General features: G+C 55.4%; 16 protein-coding genes. 9 read left to right on the forward strand and 7 right to left on the reverse strand.

Annotated features, from left to right (window positions below; genetic code table 11):
* Positions 1 to 259: 259 nt before the first annotated feature.
* Positions 260 to 2548 (forward strand): phosphatidylglycerol--membrane-oligosaccharide glycerophosphotransferase, encoded by a 2289-nt coding sequence (gene opgB / locus F3J28_RS01110; protein ID WP_166871926.1) that lies wholly within the window; start codon positions 260 to 262, stop codon positions 2546 to 2548.
* A 32-nt stretch (positions 2549 to 2580) separates the two neighbouring features.
* On the opposite strand, the gene arsC is transcribed toward opgB, so the two are convergent.
* Positions 2581 to 2937, reverse strand: coding sequence for an arsenate reductase (glutaredoxin) (gene arsC / locus F3J28_RS01115; protein WP_085542492.1), 357 nt, complete (start codon positions 2935 to 2937; stop codon positions 2581 to 2583).
* 11 nt (positions 2938 to 2948) lie between these two features.
* Positions 2949 to 4412: a beta-barrel assembly-enhancing protease gene (bepA, locus tag F3J28_RS01120; protein WP_166871929.1), complete on the reverse strand. Its 1464-nt coding sequence runs from the start codon at positions 4410 to 4412 to the stop codon at positions 2949 to 2951.
* 202 nt (positions 4413 to 4614) lie between these two features.
* On the opposite strand from bepA, the gene F3J28_RS01125 reads away from it, so the two are divergent.
* Positions 4615 to 5691, forward strand: a complete 1077-nt coding sequence (locus tag F3J28_RS01125) for an AI-2E family transporter (RefSeq protein WP_008460198.1) — start codon at positions 4615 to 4617, stop codon at positions 5689 to 5691.
* A 56-nt stretch (positions 5692 to 5747) separates the two neighbouring features.
* Here F3J28_RS01125 and bcp read toward each other — a convergent pair whose 3' ends face one another.
* Positions 5748 to 6218 (reverse strand): thioredoxin-dependent thiol peroxidase, encoded by a 471-nt coding sequence (gene bcp / locus F3J28_RS01130; RefSeq protein ID WP_008460197.1) that lies wholly within the window; start codon positions 6216 to 6218, stop codon positions 5748 to 5750.
* Positions 6219 to 6233: 15 nt separating this feature from the next.
* Positions 6234 to 6788, reverse strand: coding sequence for a glycine cleavage system transcriptional repressor (locus F3J28_RS01135; RefSeq protein ID WP_008460196.1), 555 nt, complete (start codon positions 6786 to 6788; stop codon positions 6234 to 6236).
* Between the two features lie 146 nt (positions 6789 to 6934).
* Between F3J28_RS01135 and dapA the strand changes: the two genes are divergently transcribed.
* The 6 genes from dapA (at position 6935) to ypfH (ending at position 13805) form a co-directional block, all read left to right on the forward strand.
* Positions 6935 to 7813 (forward strand): 4-hydroxy-tetrahydrodipicolinate synthase, encoded by an 879-nt coding sequence (dapA, locus tag F3J28_RS01140; RefSeq protein WP_008460195.1) that lies wholly within the window; start codon positions 6935 to 6937, stop codon positions 7811 to 7813.
* A 16-nt stretch (positions 7814 to 7829) separates the two neighbouring features.
* Positions 7830 to 8864 (forward strand): outer membrane protein assembly factor BamC, encoded by a 1035-nt coding sequence (bamC, locus tag F3J28_RS01145; protein WP_166871932.1) that lies wholly within the window; start codon positions 7830 to 7832, stop codon positions 8862 to 8864.
* Between the two features lie 218 nt (positions 8865 to 9082).
* Positions 9083 to 9796 (forward strand): phosphoribosylaminoimidazolesuccinocarboxamide synthase, encoded by a 714-nt coding sequence (gene purC, locus F3J28_RS01150; RefSeq protein WP_008460193.1) that lies wholly within the window; start codon positions 9083 to 9085, stop codon positions 9794 to 9796.
* A 325-nt stretch (positions 9797 to 10121) separates the two neighbouring features.
* Complete coding sequence (ypfJ, locus tag F3J28_RS01155; RefSeq protein ID WP_166871934.1) at positions 10122 to 11000, forward strand: KPN_02809 family neutral zinc metallopeptidase; 879 nt, start codon at positions 10122 to 10124, stop codon at positions 10998 to 11000.
* Between the two features lie 3 nt (positions 11001 to 11003).
* Positions 11004 to 13037 carry a tRNA(Met) cytidine acetyltransferase TmcA gene (locus F3J28_RS01160; protein WP_286177857.1) on the forward strand — a complete coding sequence of 678 codons (2034 nt, stop codon included), beginning with the start codon at positions 11004 to 11006 and terminating at the stop codon, positions 13035 to 13037.
* A 72-nt stretch (positions 13038 to 13109) separates the two neighbouring features.
* Positions 13110 to 13805, forward strand: coding sequence for an esterase (gene ypfH, locus F3J28_RS01165; RefSeq protein ID WP_166871937.1), 696 nt, complete (start codon positions 13110 to 13112; stop codon positions 13803 to 13805).
* 42 nt (positions 13806 to 13847) lie between these two features.
* On the opposite strand, the gene F3J28_RS01170 is transcribed toward ypfH, so the two are convergent.
* Genes F3J28_RS01170 through F3J28_RS01180 form a run of 3 tightly spaced genes read right to left on the reverse strand, consistent with a single transcriptional unit; the run spans position 13848 to position 15552 of the window.
* Positions 13848 to 14036, reverse strand: coding sequence for a YpfN family protein (locus F3J28_RS01170; protein ID WP_008460189.1), 189 nt, complete (start codon positions 14034 to 14036; stop codon positions 13848 to 13850).
* Between the two features lie 27 nt (positions 14037 to 14063).
* Complete coding sequence (dapE, locus tag F3J28_RS01175; RefSeq protein WP_166871940.1) at positions 14064 to 15191, reverse strand: succinyl-diaminopimelate desuccinylase; 1128 nt, start codon at positions 15189 to 15191, stop codon at positions 14064 to 14066.
* 4 nt (positions 15192 to 15195) lie between these two features.
* Positions 15196 to 15552, reverse strand: a complete 357-nt coding sequence (locus F3J28_RS01180) for an ArsC family reductase (RefSeq protein ID WP_166871943.1) — start codon at positions 15550 to 15552, stop codon at positions 15196 to 15198.
* 202 nt (positions 15553 to 15754) lie between these two features.
* On the opposite strand from F3J28_RS01180, the gene ypfM reads away from it, so the two are divergent.
* Complete coding sequence (ypfM, locus tag F3J28_RS01185; RefSeq protein WP_139827443.1) at positions 15755 to 15814, forward strand: protein YpfM; 60 nt, start codon at positions 15755 to 15757, stop codon at positions 15812 to 15814.
* Positions 15815 to 15919: the final 105 nt, after the last annotated feature.

Consider the following 15919-nt stretch of genomic DNA (forward strand, 5'->3'; position numbering starts at 1 on the left):
TTATAACAGCGGCGAAATTACAGCACTTTAGCGTTAAAAAGGTCAATTCCCCGGTTCGTTGTAGTAGCGATGGTTGTAATCGTTGAAAACTATTAAAGGTCATCAGTCCTAAAATTCGCGGGATATTCTGAAAAGTCGAGGTGGTGAGCAAAGTAATGTCAGGGGAATTGCAGCTATATGACGGTAAGGTTAAATTACCGGCTGTTATTTTTCTGCATGAATAATCGCGCCAGGCCGCGCGAGGGTTGAGGTATTGGCATTGTCCGAATTGCTTTCTTTGGTGCTGTTTTTGGCGGCTATTGCCGTATATGCGGTAAAGGCCGGTCGAAATATCTGGTGGCTGTCGGTCATCTTACTGATGCTCGGGCTGTTTATCGTGCTTAACGTGACGTTGCTGGCCAGTAATTATTTTACCGGCGAAGGCATTAACGACGCGGTGCTCTATACGCTCACCAGTAGCATGACAGGTGCGGGCGTCGGCAAATACATTCTGCCTGGGCTGGGCCTCGCCGTCGGGTTGATTGCGATTTTTGGCGGTCTGACCTGGATTTTACGCCGGAAGAACCATCCTCATCATTTGGGCTACAGTGCCCTGGCGCTGTTTCTGGCCCTGTTTTCAATCAAAACAACGCCTGCCTACCAGCAGGTGGTGTCGCTGATTAAATCCCAGACCCGCACCGGCACGTCTGACTTTGCCGACTGGTATAAAGTCCCGGAAGGCACCATTAAACAGCCGAAGCTCAACCTGGTTTATATCTACGGCGAAAGTCTGGAACGCACCTATTTTGATGAGCAGACGTTTCCTGGCTTAGCGCCCGAGCTGAACGCTCTGAAAAGCCAGGCAATAGATTTCAGCCATACCGGGCAAATGGCGGGGATGGACTACACCATTGCGGGCATTGTGGCCTCGCAGTGCGGTATCCCGCTGTTTGCACCTTTCGAGGGGAACTCCTCGGCGTCAATGTCGAGCTTCTTCCCGAAGAACATCTGCCTCGGGGATATTCTTAAGGCATCCGGCTATCAAAACTACTTTATCCAGGGCGCGGACCTGCGCTTTGCGGGCAAAGACATCTTCCTGCAGTCCCACGGCTTCGAGCATATGTACGGCGCGCAGGAGCTGGAGGGAATGGTGGCCGACCCGAATTACCGGAATAACTGGGGCTTTTACGACGATACGGTGCTGGACGAAGCTTATGACAAGTTTATGGAGCTTTCTAAAGCCGGGAAGCGCTTCTCGCTGTTTACCCTGACGGTCGATACCCATCATCCCGATGGCTTTATCTCGAGAACCTGTAACCGCCGCAGCTACAGCTATGAGGGCAAAGAAAACCGATCTTTCAGCGCCGTTTCCTGCAGCCAGGAGCATATCGCGGCGCTGATAGACAAAATCAAAGCCTCGCCGTATTTCCGTAACACGGTGATCGTGGTCTCTTCCGACCATCTGGCGATGAACAACACGGCGTATAAATACCTGACGAAGCAGGACAGGCAGAACCTGTTCTTTGTCATTCGCGGCGATAAACCGCAGGCGGAAATAAAAGCCGTGAAGCGTAACACGATGGATAACGGCGCGACGGTGCTTGATATCCTCGGCGGGGGGAACTACATCGGCCTGGGGCGCAGCAGCCTGTCGGGCGAGTCTCTGTCGATGGTCTTTACCAACCTGAAAGAGAAGGTTACCGAGTGGAAGCCGGACGTGATCGATCTGTGGAACTTCCCGAAAACCATCAGCCGCTACAGCATCGATCAGAAGAAGAACACGTTCAGTTATTCTGGTGCGCACTTCAAGCTGCCGCTATTGCTGAAAATCGGCAAAGGCAAAATTGAACCGCTGCCGGAAAGCGAGTACTCCGCGCCGCTGCGCTATCAGCTGGCGGATTTTAAAAGCGATGACAGGTTTATCTGGGCTGACCGGTGCTACAAAATGGCGCGCCTGTGGGAGCCGCAGCTCGCGCTTTCTACTGGCTTGTGCGTAGCCCAGGGGCAGCTTGGTGGAGAGCCAACGGTACGGCTGGTGGACAAACCGCTGGATGAATACAACGTGCAGTTTGACGGACAAACGCTGAGTCACGAGCGTTTCAAAAATAATGTGGCTCTGCTGAAGGCGGATGAGAACAGTATTCGCTACCAGGCGGACAGCTTTATCTTTAACGTGGCTGGGGCGCCGCAAAGCGTGAAGCAGTTCAGCGGCATTTCACGCCCGGAAGCCTGGGGCCGCTGGTCAAACGCCAATATGGCGCCCGTGGTGACCATTGAGTATCAGGATCCGCTGCCGACCACGTTTGATCTGGTGCTGGTGGCCAAAGCCTTTGGGCCAAACGTCGGCGAGCCGGTTTCGGTGAAGGTGGGGGATGAAGAGCAAACCATTACTTTTGGCGACCAGCTTTCTACCGTCACGCTGCGTTTTGATAACCCGGCTGGCAGTAAAGCGCTGACCATTGCACCACCGAAGCCGCAGTTGTCCAACGAAGGCAATATTCTGGGGCATGAACCGCGTAAGATTGGCGTGGGGCTGGCGGAGCTGAAAATTGTGCCGGTGAGCGGCTAACCCGTTCCCGGAGAGGGAACGGGCGGGGCAGGTCAGAGGATCTCGAGCACCTGTTCCGGCGGGCGGCCAATGCGGGCTTTGCCGTTGGCCAGTACGATTGGTCGCTCGATGAGTTTCGGGTGCTCAATCATCGCCTGAATGAGCGCTTCTTCGCTGAGGCTGGCGTCGTCCAGCTTCAGTTCTTTGTACAAGTCTTCTTTACGGCGCATCAGCTCCCGGGCGCTGGTAAAGCCCAGTTTCTTCAGCAGCGATTTGACGGTAGCTGCGTCAGGCGGCGTTTCCAGGTAGAGCACCACTTCTGGCTCGACGCCCTTTTCCTTCAACAGGTTCAGCGTTTCACGGCTCTTGGAGCAGCGCGGGTTGTGATAAATTTCGACCTTCGTGGACATACGGACTCCTGTTACATCTTCATATAAGGTTTAAAGCGCTGCTGAAGCTGTCGCAGCTGATCGATCCGGGCGTCGTACCTCGCCTGCTGCAGACTGCCGAGTTTCACCTGCGAGCTGGCGCTACTGAGCATTGAAATGGCCTGATCCAGGCGGCCATTGAGCGCCATGACTTCGGCGCGAGCCGCTAACTCCTGATCGCGGTTGCCCAGTTTCCCCTGAGCCTGGGCCAATAAATCCCAGCCGTTGGTGTCGTCAGGGTGAGCGAACGTGTAGCGATTAAGCTGCGTTGCTGCCTCGGCGGTCTGCCCGCCTTCCAGGTAAGCATTGGCGAGGTTCAGCTGCAGCACCGGGTTATTCTTCAGGTCCGGGGCGTTTTTCAGCCGGTTGATCGCGTCGTTGGCTTTGTGCTGGCCGAGATCGATATCGGTGGCCAGATCGAGATACCACGGGTTGCCCGGCTGGGCGCTAATGAGTGGCTGAAGCGCTTTTCTCGCCTCGTCGTATTTATCCGCCTGCAAAGCCTGCAGCGCGCGACCATATTGCGCCGCGTTTTGCTCACGCACGTTGCCTTTTGACCAGGCATCCAGCAGATCCGGGGTTAGCTGATTGCGGCCCGAGTTATACATCCCCAGGGTGCGAACCTTTGCCATGTAGAAATTTTCCGAGGACTGAACCACCACCGGGCGCATTTGGTTGGCGCGGTTGCGGGCATCCGCCAGGCGGCTTTCCGGCAATGGGTGGGTCAGCAGAATTTCCGGTGGACGAGAGGAGTAGCGGGCCTGATCGAGCAGCTTTTCGAGGAAGCCTGGCATCGCCTGAGGATCAAAGCCCGAACGCTGGAGTACCTGAATACCGATGCGGTCAGCTTCCTGCTCATTCTGCTGCGTAAAGCTGATCATGCCCTGTTGCGTCCCGGCCAGCGTCCCGGACAGGGCGGCCATCCCGGCCTGGGGGCTGGCCATTGCCAGCAGAATTGAGCCTAAGGCTCCCACCCAGGTCAGGGGCGCATTTTTCTTTTGATCTTCCATTGCACGCGCGAGGTGACGCTGGGTGACGTGGGAGATTTCGTGAGCCATAACAGAAGCCAGCTGGCTTTCCGTATCGGCATAACGGAACAGCGCCGAGTGCAGTACCACATTGCCGCCGAAGAAGGCGAAGGCGTTGATTTCGTCGTTGTTGATCAGGAAGAAGTGGAACGGGGTCTTCACCGAATTGGCGTGGCTAACCAGCCTCATGCCCAGTGAGTTGATGTACTGCGTCAGCAGCGGATCGTTAATCAGCGGGGCGCTACCGCGCAGCTGGCGGACGTAAAAATCGCCCATCTGCATTTCCTGCGCGATAGACAGCGTGCTGCCCGCGGATGTTCCCATATCTGGGAGTTGGTCAGTCACATCCGCGCGCGCTGGCAGTAGGGTTCCTACCAGCAGCGAGGCCGTAAGTGTTGCAATCAGGGTCTTTTTCAACTGCCTAACCATAACTACTGTCCCGTTTAGTCGTTGTCAGATTTTGACACGATGAGTACAAGTTTGTTCGCTTAAAGAAGTGTACTGTAGGGCGTTGAAGCTGCGAAGATTTTATTTGGTGGATTCTCCTTTGTAATCCGCCGTAAAAAGCAAAGTCTTTGCGGTGACATTTCGATACAATTCGGCATCAAAAAAAACTTCACGGAAGGGATGTATGCTCGACATGTTGTTGCAGTGGTATCGCCGTCGCTTCAGCGACCCGGAGGCGATTGCCCTGTTGGTTATTCTGGTGGCGGGTTTTTGCATCCTGTTCTTCCTGCACGGTCTGCTGGCACCGCTGCTGGTTGCCATCGTTCTGGCCTATTTGCTTGAGTGGCCTACGGTGCGCCTCGAGCGTATCGGTTGTTCCCGAACGTGGGCCACCACCATTGTGCTGGTGCTGTTTGTCGGCATTTTGCTGCTGATGGTGCTGTTTGTGGCGCCTGTCGCCTGGCAGCAGGGCATCAACCTGATTCGTGATATGCCTGGGATGCTCAACAAACTTTCCGATTTTGCTGCCACATTGCCGAAGCGTTATCCGGCGCTGGTGGATGCGGGCATTATTGACGCCATGGCCGAAAACGTTCGCAGTCGGCTTTCCGGCATGGGCGACCAGGTGGTGAAATTCTCGCTGGCGTCGCTGGTTGGGTTGCTGACATTGGCTATTTACCTGATTCTGGTGCCGCTAATGGTGTTCTTCCTGGTGAAGGACAAAGAGCAGATGCTGAATGCCGTGCGCCGTGTTCTGCCGCGCAACCGCGGTCTGGCCGGGCAAGTCTGGCTGGAGATGAACCAGCAAATCACCAACTATATTCGCGGCAAAGTGCTGGAGATGATTGTCGTGGGCGTGGCGACCTATATCGGCTTTATTATTTTCGGGCTGAATTACTCGCTGCTACTGGCAGTGCTGGTTGGCTTCTCGGTGCTAATTCCTTACATCGGCGCGTTTGTGGTCACTATTCCGGTGATTTGCGTGGCGCTGTTCCAGTTTGGTCTGGGCACTGAGTTTTGGACGCTCTTTGGCGTGTATCTGATTATTCAGGCGCTGGACGGCAACCTGCTGGTGCCGGTGCTGTTCTCGGAGGCGGTGAATCTTCATCCGCTGGTGATTATTCTGTCAGTGGTGATTTTTGGCGGGCTGTGGGGATTCTGGGGCGTGTTCTTTGCAATCCCGCTGGCAACGCTTATTAAAGCCGTGGTTCACGCCTGGCCGGATGCTTCAGCGGTGGATGACGCGACGAGCCGGGAGTAACACGAAGAAAAAAGCCGACTAAGATGTCGGCTTTTTTATCTGTTCTTTATCTGTACTTAGGCGTTTTCGGTCAGCCAGTTCACAACGATATCGTGGTGGTTGCTGGTTTTGAAATCGTCAAACACCTTTTCCACTTTACCGTCGCCGTCCAGCAGGAAGCTGATGCGGTGAATGCCGTCGTAGGTTTTACCCATAAAAGATTTCTCGCCCCACACGCCAAACTGATTGCAAACCTCGTGGTCTTCATCAGAAAGCAGGGTGAAGTTAAGCAGCTCTTTCTCGGCAAAACGGGAAAGTTTTTCCGGCTTGTCGGTGCTGATGCCCAGCACTTCCACGCCACGCTTTTTCAACTCATCCATGTTGTCGCGCAAACCACATGCCTGCACGGTGCAGCCTGGTGTCATCGCTTTTGGATAGAAATAAACCAGAACTCTCTGTCCCTGGAAGTCGGTTAAATTTACTTGTTCGCCGTCCTGATCGGGCAAGCTAAATTTCGGTGCAATATCACCGGCTTTCAGTGGGCTCATCACTACTCTCCGTCTTTAATCATCTTGCTGTGGGTTAACCACGTTAATAGTGCCTTCTGCTTTCAGTTCTGTACATAGGGCTTTAAACGCTTGCTCGATAATTGTCGCATCCTGTGAACCGGGGCTGTGGGCCGTGATCTGAATATACAGACGTGGCCCCACGCCGTTTTCAGCGGGCTGAGTGCGGGAAACAAGCTCGGCAATGTTCATTTGATGGGTATCAAACAGATGGGTAAATCGCTCAATCAGGTGCGGCGAGTCTGCCACTTCAACCTGCACCCAAACCGTGGCCGGCGTGGCCGGTCTTTCCTGCGCGGTTGTGCGTTTCATCACAATTAACAGATCGAGTTCGGCGCCCTTTAGCGGCAGAGTGGATTCGATCAGGGTTATCGCGTTCCAGGTGCCGGAAAGCAGCATGATAAAGGTGAACTCTTCACCCAGCATCGCCAGCCGGCTGTCTTCGATATTACAGCCGCAGCTGCTTACGTGACGTGTGATGGTATTGACGATACCCGGACGGTCCGCTCCCAGGGCTGTGATAACCAAATAATGGTGTGATGAGGGTGTCAAACGTGTTCTTCCTGTCAATCGGTGAGATTCACATTAGGAAAGCATAAAAAAAGTATGCTGCCAACCGCTTAGCGCCTTCTGGCGGCTTGCTTTTGCTATGGCACCAAACGTAACATTGGAGAACATGTTTGCACAGAGGGTGGCTAATGTTTACGGGAAGTGTTGTCGCGATAATTACGCCGATGGATGAGAAAGGTAATGTCTGCCGGTCCAGCCTGAAAAAACTGATTGATTACCATGTCGCCAGCGGAACATCGGCGATTGTCTCGGTAGGGACTACCGGCGAATCGGCTACCTTAAGCCACGACGAACACGTCGACGTAGTGAAGCTTACCGTGGAACTGGCGGACGGGCGTATCCCGATCATTGCCGGTACCGGGGCTAACGCCACTTCCGAAGCGATTTCCCTGACGCATCACCTGCAGGACAGCGGCATTGTGGGCTGCCTGACGGTCACCCCGTATTACAACCGTCCTACTCAGGAAGGCCTGTTCCAGCACTTTAAAGCGATTGCTGAAAGCACCCATCTGCCGCAGATGTTGTATAACGTGCCGTCGCGTACCGGCTGTGACATGTTGCCGGAAACCGTTGGCCGCCTGGCGAAAATCAAAAATATTATCGGTATCAAAGAAGCCACCGGGAACTTAAGCCGCGTAAACCAGATCAAAGAGCTGGTTGAAGATGACTTCATCCTGGTGAGCGGTGATGACGCCAGCTCGCTGGACTTCATTCAGCTTGGCGGTCACGGCGTGATTTCCGTGACGGCAAACGTAGCCGCGCGTGAAATGGCAGAAATGTGTAAACTTGCCACCTCAGGGCAATTTGCACAGGCTCGCGAAATTAACCAGCGTCTGATGCCGCTGCACCATAAATTGTTTGTAGAACCTAACCCTATCCCGGTGAAATGGGCCGCGAGGGAGTTAGGTCTTGTGGCAACCGACACCTTACGCCTGCCGATGACGCCGCTGACCGACGCCAGTCGCCCGGTGATTATCAGCGCGCTTAAGCATGCCGGTCTGCTGTAAAGCTTAGGGAGATTTGATGGCTTACTCAGTACAGAAGTCGACGGTGGCAAAAGTTGCTGTTGTTTCGCTCGCCATGCTGTTAGCGGCGTGCAGTTCCGATCAGCGTTACAAGCGTCAGGTTAGCGGCGATGAGTCCTACCTGGATGCGACCCCACTTGCGGAAATCCACTCTCCGGCCGGGATGATCCTGCCGATTCAGAATGGCGACTACAACATTCCGGTCACCAACGGCAGCGGTGCTGTAGGCAAGCAGCTGGATATTCGCCCACCGGCGCAGGCGCTGGCATTGGTGAACGGGGCTCGTACTCAGTTCACCGGTGATACCGCCACGCTGCAGGTTGAAGCTAACAAGGCAAGCGGCCTGTGGCCTCAGGTGGTCAGTATCCTGCAGGCCGGGAACTACGCTATTGCCCAGCGCAACGATGCCAGCCAGACCCTGACAACCGACTGGGTTCAGTGGAACCGCGCTGACGAAGACGTCCAGTATCGTGGCCGCTACCAGATTAGCGTGCAGCCTCAGGGCTACCAGCAGTCAGTCGTTGTTAAGCTACTGAACCTGGAGCAGGGCGGCAAGCCGGTGGCGGATGCTTCATCTCTGCAGCGCTATAGCGCGCAAATGCTGAACATCATCAGTGCCGGTCTCGATAAGTCTGAAACGACCCGCCAGAATGCGCAGGACAACCGCAGCTCAGCGCAGCTTGACGTGCAGAGTGCCGCGGATGATACCGGGCTGCCAATGCTGGTCGTTCGTGCGCCGTTCAACGTCGTGTGGAACCGCCTGCCGGCCGCGCTTGAAAAAGTGGGCATGAAGGTCACCGATACAACCCGCTCTCAGGGCAATATCGCGGTAACCTACAAAGCGCTGTCTGACAGCAGCTGGAGTGATCTGGGGGCGAAAGATCCTGGACTCACCAACGGCGACTATAAGCTGCAGGTTGGCGACCTCGATAACCGCAGCAGCCTGCAGTTCATCGATCCGAAAGGGCACCCGCTGACGCAGTCTCAGAACGATGCACTGGTCGCTGTCTTCCAGGCAGCATTCAGCAAGTAACACAGCAGGGCCGGTTAATTCCGGCCCTTCTTATTTAGGCCTATGTAGATACCCTAAATAATTCGAGCTGCAGGAAGGCGGTAAGCCTGGAAATCTCCGGGAGCATAGCTAACTATGTGACCGGAGTTAGCAGGTGCAACCAACGCACATGCAGCTTGAAGTATGACGGGTAAAACCCTTCGATTGCGCAAGCGATCGTTATACCTGGAGTAAGAAAGATGCAAAAGCAAGCTGAGTTGTATCGCGGCAAAGCGAAGACCGTTTACAGTACCGAAAATCCGGATCTGTTGGTGCTCGAATTCCGTAACGATACGTCAGCAGGTGACGGGGCGCGCATCGAGCAGTTCGACCGTAAAGGCATGGTAAACAACAAGTTTAACCATTTCATTATGGCCAAACTGGAAGAAGCGGGTATCCCGACTCAGATGGAAGCGCTGCTTTCTGACAACGAAGTGCTGGTGAAGAAGCTCGACATGGTGCCGGTAGAGTGCGTGATTCGTAACCGCGCCGCGGGTTCGCTGGTGAAGCGCCTTGGTATTGAAGAAGGTATTGAGCTGAACCCGCCGCTGTTCGATCTGTTCCTGAAAAACGACGCCATGCATGACCCGATGGTCAATGAATCTTACTGCGAAACCTTTGGCTGGGTGAGCAAAGAGAATCTGGCCCGCATGCGTGAACTGAGCTACAAAGCTAACGACGTACTGAGCAAACTGTTTGATGACGCTGGCCTGATCCTCGTTGACTTCAAGCTGGAGTTTGGGCTGTTCAAAGGCGAAGTGGTGCTGGGTGACGAATTTTCCCCGGATGGCAGCCGCCTGTGGGACAAGCAAACGCTTGATAAAATGGACAAAGACCGTTTCCGCCAGAGTCTGGGTGGCCTGATTGAAGCGTATGAGGAAGTTGCTCACCGTCTCGGCGTTAAATTAGACTAACTACGCAATCGTTTACGTTGCGCAATGGGGTGCGTTTTTGCGCACCCTGTTTTTTCGCTGTCTGTTCTTATGGTAATCCTGCCGGTAACCACCTACGATCTATACTCTAAATAATTCAAGTTGTAGCACAAAACGCGTGGTCGTTTTGAACAGCGCTTGCGCTGGCCCCAAAGGGGTGAGGCCATAGTGCTGAATCACGCGGCAAGGCCGTGAGTCCTCAGGAGCATAGCTAACTATGTGACTGAGGTGAACGGGTGCGGCCAACGCAGCTGTGGCTTGAAGTATAACGAGTATTCCATTACAGGTTGTGAATGAGGACGAGCGTATGCGTTGGCAAGGACGTCGCGAAAGCGACAATGTAGAAGACAGGCGCAATGACGCCTCTGGCCCTGGAATGAGCATGGGCGGCGGTGGTTTTCGCATCCCACGCGGAAAAGGGGGCCTGGTGCTGCTGGTCGTGGTCATTGTGGCAAGCTATTACGGCGTCGATCTTACTTCCTTCCTGTCCGGCGAGCCGCAGGTTTCTCAGCAGTCTTCCCAGCAGCGCTCCATCAGCCCGAAAGACGACGAAGCCGCCAAATTTACCTCGGTCATTTTGGCGACAACCGAAGATACATGGGGTGAAATTTTCCAGAAGATGGGGCGTACCTACCAGCAGCCTAAGCTGGTGATGTACCGCGGGGCAACGCGCACCGGCTGCGGTACCGGCCAGTCCGTGATGGGGCCGTTCTATTGCCCGGTGGACAGCACCGTTTATATCGACCTCTCCTTCTACGATGATATGCGCAACAAACTTGGGGCGGGCGGCGACTTTGCCCAGGGCTACGTCATTGCCCATGAAGTTGGCCATCACGTGCAGAAGCTGTTGGGCATCGAGCCTAAAGTGCGCCAGATGCAGCAGAATGCTTCTCAGGCCGAAGCTAATCGCCTGTCGGTGAAAATGGAACTTCAGGCCGACTGCTTCGCCGGCGTCTGGGGGAACAGCATGCAGAAACAGCAGGTGCTTGATTCAGGTGACCTGAAAGAAGCGCTCAATGCTGCCGAAGCCATTGGGGACGACCGCCTGCAGCAGCAAAGCCAGGGCCGAGTGGTGCCGGACAGTTTTACCCACGGCACTTCCGAGCAGCGCTATACCTGGTTCAAACGGGGTTTTGACAGCGGCGATCCGGCCCAGTGCAACACCTTCGGCAATACGCTCCGTTAATCGATGACCGCAGCAACTTTCATCGCGCCGATGCAGCAGGCAACGGCGCATATGCGGCAGACGGGCATCCGCCGGTTGATGGTGCTGGCCGGTGATAGCCTGTGGAGCAGCGAGCAGGTTGCAACGCTGTCGACTTCTTTACCCGGAGACTGGCTGTGGGTTGGCTCTTCCCCTGAGTTGCCTTTGCATTGCGCGCCCTCGGCGGTGCGCAGCATGCTTGGGCGTGAGTTTCAGCATGCCGTTTTTGATGCCAGGCGAGGCCTGGATGCCGCCGCCTTCGCTGCGCTTTCCGGGATGCTCAAAGCGGGCAGTTGGTTGCTGCTGTTGACGCCTGAGTGGTCGCGCTGGGCTTCGCTTCCGGATGAAGATTCCGGCCGCTGGAGCGATGCGCCACAGGCGATTCCGACCCCCCATTTTGTTTCCCATCTTCAGCGCTGCATACGGCAAGATTCAGAAGCCGTGCTGTGGCAGCAGCATGAATCATTCACCCTGAATCCTTTTGCTCACCGCCCGGTCTGGCTGCCCGCCAGCGGTGCGCCGGAGCAAGAGCAGGCCGCTATCCTTGATAATTTGTCCAGGATGGCGCGCGGCGTGGCGGTAGTAACGGCGGCCAGAGGCCGGGGGAAATCTGCGCTCGCGGGCATGCTGGTTGACCGGGCACCAGGTGCTTGTCTCGTGACTGCGCCTGCGAAGGCTGCCACCGACGTGCTGGCAAGCTATGCGGGCGAATTATTTCAGTTTATGGCCCCGGACGCGCTGGCCGCAGAGCGCGAATTAGCGGCATATGACTGGCTGATTGTGGACGAGGCAGCCGCTATTCCGACCCCGCTGCTACGCCAGCTAATAGAGCGTTTCCCCCGCGTTTTACTGACCACGACGGTGCAGGGGTACGAGGGAACGGGGCGCGGATTTTTACTGAAATTCTGTGCGGCATTTCCGTCCCTCAAGCTTTTCACGCTGAATACGCCGATCCGCTGGGCGCCGAACGATCCGCTGGAGCAGGTGATTGACAGGATCATGCTTTTTGATGAGCCGGCTCTGGAGCAATTCCCGCAAGGCAATCCCGTTTTACAGGTTGTTGAGCAGGCAGACTGGCTTAGTAACCCTGAGCAATTAAAGCAAATGTATCGGCTGCTTTCGGGCGCACATTACCGTACCTCGCCGCTCGACTGGCGGCGGATGCTTGATGCGCCCGGCCAGCATTTTATCACGGCCATTATCAAAGAGCAGTGTGCAGGAGCTTTGTGGCTGGTTGAAGAAGGTGGACTCGATGCAACGCTAAGCCGTTGCGTGTGGGCCGGGTTCCGGCGCCCGAGAGGCAATCTGGTGGCACAATCGCTGGCGGCACATGGCGGAAGCCCATTGGCCGCTACGCTTCGCGGGCTGCGTATCAGCCGCATTGCGGTTCATCCTCTGCGTCAGCGCGAGCATATTGGTGCCAGCATGATTGAACGTGCGCGGCAGGCGGTGAATCATCAATGTGATTATCTTTCGGTCAGCTTCGGCTATACCGATGAACTGTGGCGCTTCTGGCAACGCTGTGGTTTTGAGCTGGTGCGAATCGGAAGCCACAAAGAGGCCAGCAGCGGCTGCTACAGCGCTATGGCACTCTTGCCTCTGACGCCCGAAGGCAGGTTGCTGGCAGAAAATGAGCGGCGGCGGCTACGGCGAGACTGGCCGTGGCAAAAAGACTGGCTGGAATTGTCTTTGCCTCTTACCGAGGATTGTCCTACAGAACTGTTGGCCGAAGACTGGGAAGAGTTATCCGGTTTTACCTTTGCCCATCGTCCGTTGGAAGCCTGTCTGGGGACGTTGAATCGCCTTTTGCTGGCGTCCGTTTTACCGCTGCATGCGCTTCGCGGGCGGCTGCAGCAACGTGAGAACAGCGAGACGCTCAGCCAGCGGCTGGGGCTTTCTGGCAAAAAAGCCTTGCTTGCACTGATGCGTGAGGAAGCCCAAAGTGCGTTGGAAAATCTCGATCGGGATCGTACGGCTGAGCTGCACCACGGCATTATGCAATTGCAAAAATTCCACTAACTTGTTCAATGAAACGGCATGGTCATCCCCATGCAGCGGCGTATAGTTATCTCCATTAACCAGGAGAAAACCATGAAACATGACCATTTTGTTGTCCAAAGCCCCGTCGCGCCAGCCAGCCAGCTGATACTGCTGTTCCACGGCGTAGGCGACACGGCTCAAGCCATGGGCGAAATCGGGAGCTGGTTTGCACCAGAATTTCCTGATGCTCTGGTGGTCAGTATTAGCGGGCCGAATCAAAGTGGCGCAGGTCGGGAGTGGTTTTCGGTGGCAGGCGTAACGGAAGAAAACCGTCAGCAGCGGGTGGATGCCGCTATGCCTGGATTTATTGAAGCCGTGCGTGGCTGGCAGCGGCAAAGCGGTGTACCGCCCACGGCGACGGCGCTGATTGGCTTCTCTCAGGGGGCCATTATGGCGCTGGAGAGCATTAAGGCTCAGCCGGGTCTTGCGGCTCGGGTCGTTGCTTTTAGCGGGCGTTATGCAGAGCTGCCGCAGCAGGCCTCTACCAGCACAACGATCCATCTGATCCACGGCGATAACGACAAAGTGATCCATGCGACACATGCGGTGGACGCCGCAGAGAAGTTACTTAGCCTGGGCGGGGACGTGACGCTGGATTTGATTGACGATCTGGGGCATGCGATCGATGACCGCAGCATGAAGGCGGCGCTGGATCACCTGCGTTACACCGTGCCGAAGCACTATTTCGATGAGGCTTTGAGCGGTGGCGCGGCACCGAAAGATGATGATCTGATAGAGCTGCTGTAAATATCTGCCTCACTCCGGACTCGCCCGGAGTGAGGCAGACTGCTATTTCTTCTTAGGCCAGTCGTCCTCGTCATCCCACTTATCGTTAAAATCACGATGTGGCGGAAGCTCAGGCTTGTCTGCCATGTACTTCTTCGGGTCGATTCGGTTCAGGTCTTTAATGACGTTAATAAAAATCCCCAGCAATAACACCAGGACGATAATCCACCAGTAATGCGATAGCCATTCCATGCTGATACCTCTTCAGTTGACTGCCCGTCAGGCGACAAGCTGTTCCATAATGCGCTGATACATCCGGGCCAGCAGCTGCAGGTCAGCGGCGTTGACGCATTCATTGATTTTATGAATGGTGGCATTCACCGGCCCCAGCTCAACAACCTGAGCACCCATGCGCGCGATAAAGCGCCCGTCAGATGTACCGCCCGTGGTTAACAGCTGCGGTTTAATTTCATTATAGTGCTCAACGGCGTTCACTACCGCATCGACCAGCTTACCGCGTGACGTCAGGAACGGCTGGCCGGAGAGCCACCATTCAACGGTATAACGCAGATCGTGTTTGTCCAGCAGGGCGACGACGCGCTGCTTGATGTCTTCATCGGTCAGCTCGGTGCTGAAGCGGAAGTTAAACTGCACAAACATATCACCCGGAATAACGTTGTTGCTGCCGGTGCCGGCCTTCACGTTGGCAATCTGCATGCTGGTGGCCGGGAAGAACTCGTTGCCCTTATCCCACTCAATACCCGTCAGCTCTGCCAGCATTGGCGCTGCGCGATGTACCGGGTTATCAGCCAGATGCGGGTAGGCAACGTGGCCCTGGACACCGTGAATGGTCAGGTTACAGGTCAGGGAGCCGCGACGGCCATTTTTCACCACGTCGCCAACGATTTCGGTACTGGACGGCTCGCCAACCAGGCAGTAATCCAGACGCTCGCGGCGCGCCATCAGCGCTTCCACAACCTTCACGGTGCCGTTGGCTGCGCTGGCTTCTTCGTCGGAGGTAATCAGGAATGCCAGACGGCCTTTATGATTGGGGTGCTGGGCGACAAAACGTTCAGCCGCTACCACCATCGCCGCCAGCGAACCTTTCATGTCCGCCGCGCCACGACCAAACAGCATTCCGTCGCGAATTGTGGGCTCAAACGGCGGGTTAATCCAACGATCGGCATCCCCTGATGGCACCACGTCGGTGTGCCCGGCAAACGCCAGCGTCTCACCCTGCCCGCGCCAGGCCCAGAAGTTCTGGGTGTCGCCAAAATCCATGTGTTCAACGGTAAAACCAATCGCGCGCAGGCGCTCAATCAGCAGCGCCTGGCAACCGGCATCATCGGGGCTCAGGGAAGGACGACGAATAAGCTGTTGCGTCAGCTCAATAACCGGGCAGGACATAGGACTATACCTCGTTGATAAACTGCTGATAATGAGTTTCGTTGAAACCCAGCAGCATAGGCTGACCGGGCGCGCAGAGCAATGGGCGTTTGATGATTGCCGGCATCTCCAGCATCAGCGCCGCCGCGCTTTGTGCGTCATTAATGGATGCGCGATGGGCCTCATCCAGCTTGCGCCACGTTGTGCCCCGCGTATTTAGCAGCGCTTCCCAACCAAGCTCAGAGATAAAACTGTTCAGCAGCGAGGCATCCAGCCCGTCAGCTCGATAGTCGTGAAACTGGTATTCCACGCCCTGAGCTTCTAAAAAGCGGCGCGCCTTTTTGATGGTGTCGCAATTTTTAATGCCGTACATGGTGATCATAGTGGCGGTCTGTTCCGTTTTAGTTTGCCAGAGGGGAACCATTCTGCCGCAGGTGAGGGGAATTATCGAGCCACGATTCAGTGCTAAACCGTTATTCTGCTAACGATATATTTGTGATAGCGCTCAATAGTTGACCGCTCAAAAAAGGTTCAACTGCAGGATATATCCGCGTATACTTGCGCCAACATCAAGAGAGGCGGTTATGATCGAGCACGAATTAGGGCAGTGGAAAGACTTCATCGAAGGTATGTTGCGCAAATAAGCGTTCCGGCATAAAAAGCAACGGCGCGATATTCTGGTACTGAATACTCTGCGAACATCAGCAAAAAGGCGACCTGAAAAGGCCGCCTTTTTTGTGGCTTATTGC

Source organism: Enterobacter sp. Ap-1006, assembly GCF_011752835.1.
Taxonomy (GTDB): domain Bacteria; phylum Pseudomonadota; class Gammaproteobacteria; order Enterobacterales; family Enterobacteriaceae; genus Cedecea.

Excerpts from the sequence above, each read along its gene's own strand:
- bcp (WP_008460197.1), bottom strand. The coding sequence starts at position 6,218 with ATGAGCCCACTGAAAGCCGGTGATATTGCACCGAAATTTAGCTTGCCC.
- dapE (WP_166871940.1), bottom strand. The coding sequence starts at position 15,191 with ATGTCCTGCCCGGTTATTGAGCTGACGCAACAGCTTATTCGTCGTCCT.
- bamC (WP_166871932.1), top strand. The coding sequence starts at position 7,830 with ATGGCTTACTCAGTACAGAAGTCGACGGTGGCAAAAGTTGCTGTTGTT.
- F3J28_RS01170 (WP_008460189.1), bottom strand. The coding sequence starts at position 14,036 with ATGGAATGGCTATCGCATTACTGGTGGATTATCGTCCTGGTGTTATTG.
- arsC (WP_085542492.1), bottom strand. The coding sequence starts at position 2,937 with ATGTCCACGAAGGTCGAAATTTATCACAACCCGCGCTGCTCCAAGAGC.
- F3J28_RS01160 (WP_286177857.1), top strand. The coding sequence starts at position 11,004 with ATGACCGCAGCAACTTTCATCGCGCCGATGCAGCAGGCAACGGCGCAT.
- F3J28_RS01125 (WP_008460198.1), top strand. The coding sequence starts at position 4,615 with ATGCTCGACATGTTGTTGCAGTGGTATCGCCGTCGCTTCAGCGACCCG.
- ypfJ (WP_166871934.1), top strand. The coding sequence starts at position 10,122 with ATGCGTTGGCAAGGACGTCGCGAAAGCGACAATGTAGAAGACAGGCGC.
- ypfH (WP_166871937.1), top strand. The coding sequence starts at position 13,110 with ATGAAACATGACCATTTTGTTGTCCAAAGCCCCGTCGCGCCAGCCAGC.
- purC (WP_008460193.1), top strand. The coding sequence starts at position 9,083 with ATGCAAAAGCAAGCTGAGTTGTATCGCGGCAAAGCGAAGACCGTTTAC.
- dapA (WP_008460195.1), top strand. The coding sequence starts at position 6,935 with ATGTTTACGGGAAGTGTTGTCGCGATAATTACGCCGATGGATGAGAAA.
- F3J28_RS01180 (WP_166871943.1), bottom strand. The coding sequence starts at position 15,552 with ATGATCACCATGTACGGCATTAAAAATTGCGACACCATCAAAAAGGCG.
- bepA (WP_166871929.1), bottom strand. The coding sequence starts at position 4,412 with ATGGTTAGGCAGTTGAAAAAGACCCTGATTGCAACACTTACGGCCTCG.